The organism is Mycoplasmopsis canis PG 14 (assembly GCF_001553195.1).
GTDB classification, from domain to species: domain Bacteria; phylum Bacillota_I; class Bacilli_A; order Mycoplasmatales; family Metamycoplasmataceae; genus Mycoplasmopsis; species Mycoplasmopsis canis.
In genome coordinates, this window is record NZ_CP014281.1 from 533,504 (window position 1) to 547,049 (window position 13,546).

Annotated in this window: 14 protein-coding genes; 5 read left to right on the top strand and 9 right to left on the bottom strand. The window is 27.0% G+C overall.

All coding sequences use genetic code 4. The annotated features are described in order from the left end of the window. Position 1: 1 nt before the first annotated feature. Positions 2-2,245, bottom strand: coding sequence for an MYPU_1760 family metalloprotease (locus AXW82_RS02065; protein WP_004794466.1), 2,244 nt, complete (start codon positions 2,243-2,245; stop codon positions 2-4). A 98-nt stretch (positions 2,246-2,343) separates the two neighbouring features. After that, entirely contained in the window at positions 2,344-2,859 is a 516-nt protein-coding gene (locus AXW82_RS02070) for an FMN-dependent NADH-azoreductase (protein ID WP_004794464.1), read from the bottom strand. Between the two features lie 324 nt (positions 2,860-3,183). Between AXW82_RS02070 and AXW82_RS02075 the strand changes: the two genes are divergently transcribed. The 5 genes from AXW82_RS02075 (at position 3,184) to AXW82_RS02095 (ending at position 6,642) form a co-directional block, all read left to right on the top strand. Then, a complete protein-coding gene (locus AXW82_RS02075; protein ID WP_004794463.1) occupies positions 3,184-3,399 on the top strand; it encodes an MAG6790 family protein in 216 nt (71 codons plus the stop codon). Positions 3,400-3,530: 131 nt separating this feature from the next. Further along, on the top strand, positions 3,531-4,721 hold the full coding sequence (locus tag AXW82_RS02080) for an acetate/propionate family kinase (RefSeq protein WP_004794461.1): 1,191 nt from the start codon (positions 3,531-3,533) through the stop codon (positions 4,719-4,721). After that, positions 4,721-5,152: a pantetheine-phosphate adenylyltransferase gene (gene coaD / locus AXW82_RS02085; RefSeq protein WP_004794459.1), complete on the top strand. Its 432-nt coding sequence runs from the start codon at positions 4,721-4,723 to the stop codon at positions 5,150-5,152. Before AXW82_RS02080 ends, coaD begins: the two co-directional genes overlap by 1 nt. Beyond that, entirely contained in the window at positions 5,145-5,735 is a 591-nt protein-coding gene (gene yihA, locus AXW82_RS02090; protein ID WP_004794457.1) for a ribosome biogenesis GTP-binding protein YihA/YsxC, read from the top strand. The genes coaD and yihA overlap by 8 nt, the downstream gene beginning before the upstream one ends. Beyond that, positions 5,725-6,642: an MAG1430 family protein gene (locus tag AXW82_RS02095; RefSeq protein WP_004794455.1), complete on the top strand. Its 918-nt coding sequence runs from the start codon at positions 5,725-5,727 to the stop codon at positions 6,640-6,642. The genes yihA and AXW82_RS02095 overlap by 11 nt, the downstream gene beginning before the upstream one ends. A 47-nt stretch (positions 6,643-6,689) precedes the next feature. On the opposite strand, the gene AXW82_RS02100 is transcribed toward AXW82_RS02095, so the two are convergent. The 7 genes from AXW82_RS02100 to AXW82_RS03795 all read right to left on the bottom strand — a co-directional run bounded on the left by AXW82_RS02100 (position 6,690) and on the right by AXW82_RS03795 (position 12,743). Then, a complete protein-coding gene (locus AXW82_RS02100; protein WP_004794453.1) occupies positions 6,690-7,199 on the bottom strand; it encodes an adenine phosphoribosyltransferase in 510 nt (169 codons plus the stop codon). Positions 7,200-7,211: 12 nt separating this feature from the next. Next, positions 7,212-9,017, bottom strand: coding sequence for a translation initiation factor IF-2 (infB, locus tag AXW82_RS02105; RefSeq protein WP_004794452.1), 1,806 nt, complete (start codon positions 9,015-9,017; stop codon positions 7,212-7,214). After that, the gene (locus tag AXW82_RS02110) at positions 8,993-9,286 is read right to left on the bottom strand and encodes a YlxR family protein (protein ID WP_004794450.1); all 294 of its coding nucleotides are present in this window, start codon (positions 9,284-9,286) and stop codon (positions 8,993-8,995) included. Before AXW82_RS02110 ends, infB begins: the two co-directional genes overlap by 25 nt. Next, entirely contained in the window at positions 9,270-11,033 is a 1,764-nt protein-coding gene (locus AXW82_RS02115; RefSeq protein WP_004794448.1) for a transcription termination factor NusA, read from the bottom strand. The genes AXW82_RS02110 and AXW82_RS02115 overlap by 17 nt, the downstream gene beginning before the upstream one ends. Positions 11,034-11,045: 12 nt before the next feature. Further along, positions 11,046-11,474: a ribosome assembly cofactor RimP gene (locus AXW82_RS02120; RefSeq protein WP_004794446.1), complete on the bottom strand. Its 429-nt coding sequence runs from the start codon at positions 11,472-11,474 to the stop codon at positions 11,046-11,048. Positions 11,475-11,613: 139 nt separating this feature from the next. Further along, entirely contained in the window at positions 11,614-11,874 is a 261-nt protein-coding gene (gene rpsT / locus AXW82_RS02125; RefSeq protein WP_004794443.1) for a 30S ribosomal protein S20, read from the bottom strand. A 113-nt stretch (positions 11,875-11,987) separates the two neighbouring features. Beyond that, positions 11,988-12,743, bottom strand: coding sequence for an ECF transporter S component (locus tag AXW82_RS03795; RefSeq protein WP_235666629.1), 756 nt, complete (start codon positions 12,741-12,743; stop codon positions 11,988-11,990). Positions 12,744-13,546 lie beyond the last annotated feature (803 nt).

Below are 13,546 nucleotides of genomic sequence, written 5' to 3' on the forward strand. Positions count from 1 at the left end.
ATTAAATTTCCTTTATAACTACTTCATTTTCATTTTTTTCTTTTTCAACAAGGAATTTTTTGAATTTAAAGTCAGAAATATTGCTAGATCTTGCTGATGAAACTGCTCTTTGTGTTGGTAATGTAACATCAATTTTAACTAATTCATCTTCTGTTGCTGAATTATCATTATTTTTGTCCCGTCAAAAGTGAACTGTTACTTTTTTACCTTTAACTTCCATAAATTTATTTGTTATGTAATTTAAATAATTAGACTCGTATCCAGCATCCTTTGGATAAATTCTATTTTTGATTTGTTTTTCTCTTTCGTCAGTAACTGTAAATTTATTATTGCTATCTAGTCCGTATAATTTAGCACCTTCATCATAGTTTTTGTGACCAAAAAAATTAAAAATATTTGAATATTCAAATTTTGATCAATCGTAAATTCCTGACTCATTTTTTAAAACTATCCCATCAATTTTTCCTTTTGATCCATCATTAGTTATTACTTCATTTGGTATAAATCCTGAAAACTTAATTTTTGAAACTTTACTTCTATCTATTGAAACATTTTTTCTATCTTCAGAGGTAAATGAATTTTCGTAATATATTTGACTTATCGTTTTACCATAACCCATTGTTTCTAGGAAATATTTATAAAATTCCACTGATCTAGATTTTGTTTTTTCTTGAGGTAATTCTTTTGTCGAAACTTCCGTTCTATAGAATGGGGTAGGATTACCAAATCTATCCAAAATAGTGTAATTCTTAACTTCTGACTCGTATCTAAATCCGCTAATATCAAAAACCGAATTCGGAAAGACTGTTGCATTGAATTTTGGTGTACCATCATATGGGTTATTTCCTACTCCATCTTGGAATCAATATTGTCTCCTGTGTGAATCAAAATTATTTAAATAAGTTTTCGATCAATCTTCAGCGTTACCTGAAGGTGAAAAAATACGCACTTCTTGACCGTCTTTATTTTTAATAAAATACCTTGTTCCGAATCAATTTATTGTAGGTTTCTTGTGTTTTTCATTCTCGTATGATTGATTTTCATCATTAATTGAAAAATAAGATTCAAAAGCATACTTAGTATATTCTCTAGGTACTAATTCCGTTAATGAAAAAGAGTACTTTAATCTTGGTTTTGTAACGGTAAATGATCCACTTGGAGATATACCCATTTCTAATGCTGGGGATGGATTTCCAACTAAATAGTCAGGTGTTTTAAATTCATTTGATAACCTTCATATGTCGTTTAAAGTTAAATTATTATAAAGTAGTTTATTTTTATCATAAACACCAAGTGCGGATAGTGATTTTTTATCGATGTAAGCCTTTTTATTAACGTCAAAATTTAAAACTTTATAAAAATTGCTGGCAAAATATGAATTTCAAAATTGACGTGATCCATGAGCATGATCAGAATTAGTTTGATTTGTTGAAGGAGCATAAAAAATTTCTGTTGTGGATCTTTTTTCTATATTTCTAGCAGACTCATCACTGACGTTTGCTTTAGGGTCCTCAATTAAACCTGTTTCCGCGTATGTAGTTGCTCAATGATGCATATATTCATGAAATATTGTGGGCATCATACCCCCAATTATTTCATACATTGAAAAGCCTTTTTCCATAAATGTAGAACCATTTATAAACATTCTTCTGCTTTCTGGCATATAAAGTCCATTAGCTTTTTCATTTATTACAGCAAAATCATTAATATTTATAGACTTTAAATCTCTAACTTCGAAGCCAAACGGAACTTTTCTTTTAAACTCTTGAATAAGCATTAAAAGACCTAATCTACCTAAAAGATATCTTTTATTACCATTTTCATCTGTGTGATAGCTAAAATCTCTAAATATAATACCTGTTTCCGTGTCTTGATATTCAATAAATACCTTTTTATCACTATCTCTTGTTTTTTCTATAATTTGATTAACATCTTTTCTTATGACAGAATTAAATTTCTCTAATGATGCTTTTTTCTCTTCTTCTGATAGACCATCAGTTAAAAATAATTCATTTTCAGTAATTGGTAAAATATCATTTAGAGTTAATTTTTCTTGCTCAATTGGAGGCTTAGGTTGAACAACAAAAGGCGGGGTTTTATCTCTTTCTGGATCATCAATTTCAGGTCCTGATATTGCTGAAATTCCATCAAATAAATTATTAAAAATACTACATGATGATGCAAAACTTGTTATTGATAATAATGAAAATAACCCAATACTTTTAACTATTTTCTTAAATTTCATTTTCCCTCTTTTCTATAATATAAAATTTTACTATATTAAAAAAAATTAGTTTAATAAATTAAGAATAAAAAAATAATGCAGTTTAAACTGCATTAAAATTAGAATTTTTTCATTAAGTTTTCAAATTCTTCTAAACGGGTTTTTGCATATTCTTGAGGGTTAACGCCAGCAAAATTAGGCATTTTTGTTCCATTAATTTCAATAAAATTAATTGATTTTGCACCAACAAACTTGAATACTTGTTCTAATCATTGTACTTGTAATGATTTAGTACCTTCTGCTTGAGGACCACCTTGTGAGGTTATTAAAATAACATTAAGATTATTTAATAAACCAACTGGATTTCCATCTTTTGACATTTTGTATGAAAATGTTTTATCAGCTACAGCAATACCATCAATAAAGTTTTTAACAACTGAAGGAACTGTAAAGTTAATCATTGTTGAAGATAAAACTAAAACATCAACTTCCTTTAATTTGTTAATTCACTTATCGCTATTAACCTCACCTCAGTAAGCTGGAAAAGTATTTTTGCATAATGTTAATTTACCAAACTCTGTATCATTTAAGTCGATTCTTTCAGGTTTGTTTAAAGATGAATGAAATTCATTCATAAGTGATGTAGAAAATGATGCTGTATTATTACTAAAACTGCTCCATCTAAAAATAATACTTTTTTACTCATATTTGACCTTTCTTTGTTTTTATGAATTAAATTATGCAAAAATTATAATATTAAAAATGATTTTTTTAAAAAAATATTAAAAAATTATTAAAAATGCTGATTTTTTTAATTTTTTTAAAAATAATTGAGAAAACATAAAAAAATAAATATGAAAAAAATGTGAAAAAGAAAAATAAAATTAGTCAAGTTTTTGTACACTTTATAGCATAAAAATATCTAAATGTTATAATATAAATATATACGGAGGTAGTTTATGTACAAATACAAAGCTAAATTATTATCAAATAGCGAGATTATCGCAAAAGCTAACACTTTAGAAGAGTTAGAAGGATTAATAAAAGGATTCCGTCGTGGACAAAAACACGGTGTTCATACTCAAGGAAATGAAAAAATTGAAATTATTCATATCGAAAGAGATCACTTGAGAGGTGAGCATCACTCCAAAGAAGTATTAATTAAAGTTGTGTAACTAAAAAAACCAAGATTTATTAGCATTTTCTTGGTTTTTTTATAAAATTTATTTAAAGATATTTATATTTTTAATTAATTAAAAAATATATCTTTTTTAAGAATTTAAAAAGAGTCAAAAAGGAATTTATTATGAAAAAAGTTTTAGTAATCAATGCAGGAAGCAGCTCAATTAAAATGAGTCTATTTACAAAAGATAATTTTGATTTAATAGCAAGTGGAATTGCAGAAAGAATAACATTATCTGAAGGTAATCTAAGTATTAAATTTAATGATAAAAAATACGAAAAAGTATTGCCTTTACCAACGCATGAAGAAGCTGTGAAAGAAATGTATAATCTTATGGTTGAAATTAATTTATTGAAATCAAAAGAAGAAATCGAAAATATTGGATTTAGAATTGTTCAAGGTGCAGACTATATTAAATCAACCTCAAAAATTGACGATAGCGTTATAGAAATAATTGATAAATGTTCAATTTATGCCCCATTACACAATCCTGGAGCATTGCAATCTATTCTAGGTTTTAAGAAAGTATTTCCAAATGCTAGATTATCAGCTGACTTTGATACAGCTTTCCATACAACGATCGAAAAAGTAAATTATACATATGCAATTAATAAAGATTTAACTAAAGAACTAAATATTAAAAAGTTTGGTGCACACGGAATTAGTCATCAATTCATAACCGAAAAACTACAAGAAATTACCAATAAACAAAAAGTGACATTTGTAAATTTACACTTAGGAAACGGCGGAAGTCTATGCGCTATTAAAGATTCAAAATCAATTGATACAACAATGGGATTAACACCTCTTGCTGGTATAATGATGGGAACTAGAAGTGGAGATATTGATCCATCAATACACCAATTTGTTATGAAGTCTAAAAATATTAACATTGACGAATTTACAGACCTATTAAATAAAAAGAGTGGTTTATTAGGTGTATCAGGTGTATCTAGTGATATGAGAGATATAAGAAAAGCTGCTGAAGAAGGTAATCAAGATGCAATTTTTGCATTGGATCTTTATGCTCAAAAAATAGCTGATTATACTGCTCTTTATTTTAATAAAGTTGGCGGAAAGATTGACGCAATCGTTTTCACAGCAGGAATTGGAGAGAATGTTCCTTTAATAAGAGAAAAAATTGTAAATAAATTACATTTTAGAAACATTAAGATTGATCAAAATATAAATTTAGGCCCAATAGCTGAATATCAATTAATTTCGACTCCTGATAGTGAAATTCCTGTTTATGTTATTAGGACTAATGAGGAATTAGTTATTGCAAGAAATTCCGTAAATATTTATAAAAAGTAATGCAAAAGGTAAAAAAAGCAATTTATCCAGGATCTTTTAACCCTTTCCATTCAGGACACAAAGAGGTGTTAAAGAAAGCTCTAAAAATATTTGATGAGATATATATTCTTGTTGCTCAAAATCCGGATAAAGAGAAAAATGATATAAAACAAAACATTAAAAATATTAAGCTACAAATCAATGAATTACAAAATGTTTTCATAATTGAAAACCACAAAAATAAACTAACTGCAGACATAGCTAAAGAAATGAACATTAATTTTTTGATTAGATCAGCCAGAAATAATGCAGATTATAGTTACGAGTTTCAATTAGCTAGTATAAATAAAAGTATTAATAACAAACTTGAAACTATTTTAATTATTCCTGATAATCAATTTTTGAAATACTCATCAACCGAAATTAGAAAAATAAAGGAGAAAAATGTTTAAATTTGTTAAATCAGCAACAAACGAATCCAATTGATACAACCACCCTAATTATGAGGTTGCATTTTGAGGGAGATCTAATGTTGGCAAGAGTAGCTTAATTAATTCTATTGTTTCTAATAAGAAAATGGCTAGAGTTTCAAAAACTCCAGGTAGAACTCAATTAATAAATTATTTCGAAAACGAGAACGGTGCTGTATTAGTTGACTTACCAGGTTACGGTTACGCAAGGGTTTCTATAGAGCAATCAAAAAAAATGATGTTAATGGTTGAAAACTATTTAGAAAATAGGAAAAATTTAAAATGCCTTTATCTTTTAATTGATTCTAGGCACGGCGTAACTAAAAATGATCACATAGTTATAGAATATTTACTTAGTATAGAAATTCCTTTTATTATTGTATATACAAAAGCAGATAAATTAAAACAAAAAGATAGAGCAAATTTATTGAAATCAATCAAACAATCTCAGGAAAACTATGGATTTTTAAAATATTTTGTCGTATCATCCGAAAATTTTTCGGGTATAAATGAGCTAATTATTAATATTAACGAGAATTTCGAAGGGAGCGAAAATGAAAAATAAAATAATCAAATTTGGTTTTCTTATTTTATTAACCTCATTCATATCTGCCTCAATTATTGGTGGATTGGTTATTTCTAAAAAGAATATCGACAAGAAGGTTGTAGGTACCGAAAATAACAATAATAAGTTAGAAGAAAAAAAGAATAATTATATTGAGAAAGATGAAATAAGTCAGTTCAAATTAGAAACTGGTAAATTAGATAAAAAAGAAGTATTTGCAAGTAAGTACGCAAATAACCCTACATTTATAAAATCTTCTTTTAATACACCACGTGGTGATTCATCTTTTTGAAAAAACCAATTAATTTTTTCTAGAATTTTGCAACAGAATGAGTTAAATAAAGACAAATTGTTTGGTCTAAATCATCCAAAAAATATTATTCTTAATAAATTCACTGATAAATTCAAAATTTCATTTAATTCTTACGCAAATGATCTTGAGGGAATTTTATACTTAAAGGTAACTTTTACTCCTAAAGATTCAACAAAGCTTAGTGATCAATTTGAGCATATTTTTAGTTTAAACGGATTTAAAAAATACAATGAAAACGATTTTAGCGAAGGAATGTTTATTAAAAATATAAATATAAATAAAGAAAATATTAAACAATTTAATAATTTTAATGCATTTATAGATGAATATAATAAAGCAAATAGTCAAGGAGAAGAGAAAAAAAGCGAATTTATAAATAAAATGTTTTCTTCTTTTGATTCTTCTCCAACCGCTTCTTTAGATTCAAAAAGTATCAATTTAGAGTTTGATAAAGCAAATAATAAAATTATATTTAAGTCAATATTAAAAGCGCTAATAAATGCTTCAACAGAAAAGGATTTGAACAAAATTATTTCTAAAGAAACTAGTATAGAAGCTAAATTTGAAATTACTTATCCTTCTAATAATTCTTAAATTAAATAAAAAAATATCCGAACTCGGATATTTTTTCAATATGGTTTTTATACTTTAACTAGTGAAATAATTTCGATATTTTTACCGATCAATTCTCTGCCCTTTAGTTCTGAAAGTTCTAATAAAACTATTACCTTTGTAACTTCAACTCCTTGTGATTCCAAGAGTTTAATTATAGCCTTTGTTGTTCCTCCAGTAGCTAAAACATCATCAACAATAACTGCTTTTTGTCCTGTTTTAACAAATCCTTTTTGAATTTCAAGAATATTAGAACCATATTCTAAATCATATGACATAGAAATAACTTCTCCAGGTAATTTATGAGGTTTTCTTACCATGATAAAGGGTTTTTTCAAGAAAGCTGCTGCTGGAGTCCCAAATAGGAATCCTCTTGCATCAGGACCAACTATAATATCCGCATCTTTTGCGTTATCGACAATTTTATTTATTGTATAATTCAATGCCTCACCATTAGCAAGTAAAGGGGAAATATCCTTAAAAATTATTCCTTTTTTTGGAAAGTCCTTTACATCTCTTATTAATTTGCTTATATCCATCATTAACTGTCCTTAATTTATTCTTACATTTTCATAAAATTCTATAACATCATCTTCTTCAATGTCATTAAAGTCTTTAATGTGTGTTCCAAAATCTTTACCTTTAACAACCTCTTTAACATCATTAAGTTCTCTACGCAAACTATCAATTAATCCTTCATGAATTAATTTACCTCGTCTATATACTTTTACTTTTGCACCAGATTTTGCAACACCAGAATCCATTAAACAACCAGCAATCTTTCCCACTTTTGAGTAGAAAAATACTTTAATAATGTGTGCATCTCCTGTTTTTCTTTCTTCATAAATAGGAGCTTTTTCACCGTCTAAAAAGTTTTGACAATCCTCAATAATCTTATATATAACATCATGTTCAATTAAGCTGATTCCTTGAGATGAAGCATTTTGTTTTATTGCTGCAGGAGTTTTTATATTAAATACAAAAATAATTGCGTTTGAAGCCTGTGCAAGCAAGATATCATTACCATTAACTTGTCCTGCGCTTGCAGAAATAACTTTTATTATCGCATCAGAATTTTCTAAACCGTTAATTTGCCCCTTAATTGCTTCGCTAGTTCCATGCACATCACTTTTAACTATTACGTTGATAACCTTCTTGCCATCTGCATTTAAAGCTGTTAATGATTTATCATGCAATAAATTCATTTTATCAGATACAGCTTTTTCATTTGCGAGTTTTTTAGCAAATTTTTCATCATTGAAACCAACAAACTTATCTCCAGCATCAGGAGCATAGTTTAACCCTGTAATAATAGCTGGTGAACCAGGAATAACTTTATCAATTGGATTTCCTTGTGAATCGGTTAAAGTTCTGATTCTTCCGTATTTTGAACCTGCAACTATAAAATCACCTTTCATTAATGTTCCGTTTTCAACAATAACCGTTGAAACTGCACCTGCACCTTTATCGATTCTAGATTCTATAATGGTACCAATAGGATATCTATTAGGGTTAGCTTTTAAATCCATTAATTCAGCTAAAAGAGTAATTGAGTCAAATAAATCTGTTATTCCTTGACCATTAATTGCTGAACCATAAACAATTTGTGTGTCACCACCGTATTCTTCGATAACCACTTCTGATTCGGCTAATTCACCTTTTAATCTGTCTAAATCTTTGTTTGGTTTATCCATTTTATTTACAAATACAATAAGTGGAACATTAGCCGCTTTTGCATGAATAATAGCCTCTTTTGTTTGTGGCATAACACCATCATCTGCAGCAACTACTAATATTATAATGTCTGTAACTTTTGCACCTCTAGCACGCATTTTTGTAAATGCTTCATGACCAGGGGTATCTAAAAATGTTATTTTACTATTTTTATGAGATATTTGATAAGCACCTGTGTGTTGTGTAATACCACTTGATTCAGTTGAAACAATATTTGAATTTCTTATTTTGTCAATTAATGTTGTTTTACCATGGTCAACGTGTCCCATTACTGCTATTATAGGATATCTTTTAACCAAGTCTTTTTCATTATCTTCAAAGTAAACTTCGTCCAAGAAATTTGAACCATCTACGTTTGTTTCTTTTTTAAAATCGTACCCATTCTCAATGCATAATTCAGCAATTTCTTCCTCATCAAGAATGTGGTTTAAATTATACATTTTTCCTTTTAAGAAAAATTTCTTAATTATATCATTGGCATTAATTTTTGTTAATTGTGAAAAATCGCTAATAGACATTTTTCCAGTAAAAACAAAAATACCATCTTTTAATTCTGTTTTTGTAGTTTGTAATTGATCTTTTATATCTTGAACATTACTTATTCTTGAATTTTTTTTGCTCATAAATACTCCTTTAGTTCTTTATCAAGTTTTTCATAAGTTTCAGAACTAACATTAGTTCTAAAGGCCCTATTTAAAGCTCTAATTTTTATTAACTTTAACCAATTTTCTTCGCTAGGTATAAAGTAAGCGCCTCTGCCTTTTTTATTTTTATCTCAATCAATAGATACTGAATTATTGTCTTTTTTAAAGTCAAATCTTATCAAAAAAGATACATCGATTATTTCATTAGTTACTATACATTTTCTTTTTAAATTATTTTCAATCTTCATCGTCAAAATTACTTAAATCAATATTTTCATCAAGTCCATAACTAGCAAGGTCTGTATCAACTTTGAAATCTTTAATTTTTTTGTATTCTTTTACAATATTTTTTTCTTCAGATTTAGAAACAGATTTTTTGTCTGAGCTAATTTCATCTACTTTATTATTATCAACAACTTCATCCTCGAACTCTTCGCCTTCAGCTGCGAATTCAGGATCTCAAACATAATTTCAACTATCTTCAGAATTATCTTTATCATCATAGTAACTTACTTCATTCAAGTTTGTATCATTTTCTGATAATTCATTGTTGAATTTATCAAACATATTATTGATTTCCTCTGATTTTATGAATGATGAGCCCTTAGAATTTGGTTTAGCAGCAGATTTTTGAGATTTAATTAATTCTTGAGCAGCTTGGTCCTTTGCTATAAATGTTTCTAAATCATCATTAAAGTTGCTTAATGCAATTTCTAATTCCTTAGAATCTAAAAACTTGGCTGTATGAGATTTTTTATTTGATTTTGTTTGTGTCTTTTTAAATAAACTTTTTTCAAATAAAGGATTTTCATTTAAATCAGAAAGATTTTGTTTATTATAAGGTAATTTTCTTTCATTAGCCTTATCTAAGCTCAGAACTTCAATTTTAATTTGAGTAAGCTTAGATGCTAACTCAACGTTAATACCTGATTTACCGATAGCTTTTGTTACTTCATCATTTTTTACAATAACGAATGCCTTTTCAAAATTTTTAGTAACCAAAACATCAATAGGTTTAATTGGTGAAATAGCGTTTTTAATAAACTCTTTTTTATTATCTGAATATCTTATAATATCAAGTGATTCGCCCACTTTATGTGAAGCAGCAAGAATACGTTTAGCTCCTTCACCAAAAATAGAACCTATAATATCAAATTGAAATTCTCTATTAGGATTAGTTCTAACAGCAACTTTAGTTCTATTACCAGCATCTCTTTCTATTTTTACTATTTCAATATCGCCATTTTCTATTTCGAAAATTTCCTCTTTTAGAGCTTTTTCAACTTCCTTAGGATCAATCATTGTGACCTCAAGCGGAGAAGCTGTCTTTTCAAGATTAATTTTTTCAAGTGTTACCTTTATTTTTGAACCTGGGTTTAACTTTTTGTTTTTATTCGCTTTATTTTTAGGGAGTAAAGCTCTAAAATGATCTCCGTCGTAATGAATCTCGATGTCATATTCATGCCTTAAAGCTGTGTTAACTTCTGCATCAAAAGATTGACCTATTTTGTCTACAAAAATACTTTGAACTCTTTGTTGCTCAGCGTTTTTAATTTCTAACTTGAATCCGTTTAAAATGGCCGCTTTTGATCTTTGGGGTAGATCATTGAAAATAAATTCAATTTCAATATCATCACCGTCTTCATATTTACTTTGCAATTCGTGAGGTAGCTCAGAAATTCTTGAATAAATAAATTTTTGTATTTCTGAATCTGAACTTTCTTCAAGAATCATATTTGCGGTTTCGTCCGAAATTGCTTGACCTTTAATGTTTATAATTTTAGCCATCTTGTTAACTTCATCAATTTCAATTTTAATCACAGCTTCTGGGTCAAATGACTTATTAACAACTTTTTGAATTTCACTTCTAAATATCTCTTTAATTGTTTCTAATGAAAGTTTTTTAGTTTCAGCATATCCATTTAAAACTTCGTAAAAACTAATTTGTTCATTTACTAAAAAATTAACAACTTTTGTTTCTTCTTTTTTTCTCATTTTATTTCCTTCTTAAAATTTTATGTATTTTTCGATCTTTTGAATTGCATTTTTTTTTAATGAAATTTTTCTTATATTACCTTTTTTATTTCATTGAACTTTTATTTCTTCTTCATTTGTATCTAGCAATTTTGCAATAATGCTTTCATTTCCTTCAAAACTTTTTGCAAAAAATATTTTCAAATCTTTACCTATGTAGTTGCTAATATTTTGAATAGATATTTCAATATCTTCTCCTTTTGATAAAACTTCTAAAAAATATTCATCCGAAAATCAATCTTGCGAATCTAAAAATTCACTAATTTCTTTTGATATTTCTTCAACTTTCTTTAAATCCGTAAAATCAACCACTACCTCTAACGTTTTTCCAAAAGTATTTGTTTGCTTTGCGGATAATATTAAGTCACCAAATTTATCAGATAACATTTTTTTATAATCCATGTAAAACTCCTTAAAAATAGCAAAGAGTTGCACGTGGCAACTCCTCTTTATGATTCGTATATTTAAATTATACACTAATGTTTAATTAATATTTTGTTTTTAATTAAAAAAACTTGCAATTGCAAGCTTTTATAATAATTTATTTTGATTTGTTAACAAATTGATCTAAACGTGAATGTTTTCTTGCACCTTTGTTTGCGTGGAAAACACCTTTAGAAACAGCTTTGGCAATAACGTGGTGTGCATTAGCAACCAATGCTGCAGCTTTTTCATCTTTAGCTAAAACAGCTTCTCTAGCTTTACGAATAGCTGTTTTTACACGAGATTTCATAGCAGCATTTTTTTGACGAGCTTGTTCCATCTTAGCAATGCTTTTTACTTTAGATTTAATATTAGCCATAATGACCTCCCTTTTTCTAAGTTTTGAAAAATCTTTATTATTATAATAAAAAAATGATAAAGCAAAACAAAATTAATTAAATTTCATTTTAAAAAATTAAATTGAGTTATCTATTAGTATGTTAAATTATATTCATCTTTAACAATATTTTTTTTCAATAATATCAATATCGGCATTAATGAATTAACGATAAGTACATAAATAGGAATAGCAATCACCGATCTTAATATAATAGGAACCATAATAATCAAATATCTATCAGAAAGTAAATAACCCTTTCCTAAATATCTATTTGCGTATTGGATGAATGCTATCGGTCCTCAAATCCATCTTGCGACAACAATCACAAAAAATACTAAAAATATTGAAAGTAGTAAATATAAATATTTTTGTTTTTTCGCTTCGCTTGAAACAGAGAAGTATACAATAACCACTATATTAAAGATCACAAATAAGAATAGTGTCAATGATAATAAACCTGAAAATACTCCAACACCTAACCTGCTTAAACCAAATGTTTTAGAAATTTTTATACCTTTTGGATCATTCATGTTTAACACAAATGTATAAATCAATGCAGCAAATGCAAGAATTAAGAAAATTTCCATTACAATTATTGATAATTTTTTGTTTTTCTTGAATAAATCAAGAAACAGACCAATTAATATGGTCATTATCACAGGTACTATAGCATATACTTCATGATAAAAACCAATTCTACCAGCTAATAGCAAACTAAAGAAATCTGCTATAAATGATAAAAATGCACCTTTAAATTTACCGAAAAATATGGCAAATATAATATAGAAAATAAATTCAAAGTCAAGTCCAATTATTCTTAATGGGGTGTAATTTTTTATTGCTGTCATAATAAAAAATATTGATAAAAGAACTGCTGCTAACGAAATGTCATAAATGGTAAATTTTATCCGATTCTTTTTTGTTCCTACTTTTCAATTTGAAATAATTATCCCGTTTTCTTCGAACAGAGAAAAAAGAAATAATAATCTATAAATATCTAAAATAGGTAGAAAAAAAGAAAAATAAACTTTTTTTCAAGTAAAAAATTTTTGATCTTCAAAATAAATTAAATCCCTTATGCCGCTTCAAAATTTGTTCTCATATAAATAAAAAAATAAATTTACAAAGAAAATGAAAATGACAAATATTCATAAGGAAGTTAAGTAAAAATTATGAACTATATTATTTTTAAATAAAAATGGATTAAAAATTTTTGTAGTTATTAAAACCGCTAGTATTAGCAAAATAATGAATAATATTTTAAAAAAACCTATCGCTAATATTGAGTTTTTTATATTATTAAAATTGTTTATTTGTTTTGTGTTCATACAATGAATTTTAACACACTTAAAAAGTTTAAAAAAATAAATAACAAATAAAAAAGTTATTTATTTTTTTACTTTAAACAAGGGTTCTTTTAACGAATTAAAGTTTTGCTTAATATTTTTAATCCTTACTTTTGTTATCATTAAATATTTATTAATTTCAAATTCTACACAAGTTAACGTAATGTAAAGAATATATAGCAATATATAAACAAATATCCCTGCTATGCTGAAAATCAATGGCGAAAGTGGTCACATTGAAAATTTTCCTAGCGTCGAAATCCCTGTAGAACCTAGATAAAACCAGTTTGAGTTTCATTCAATTT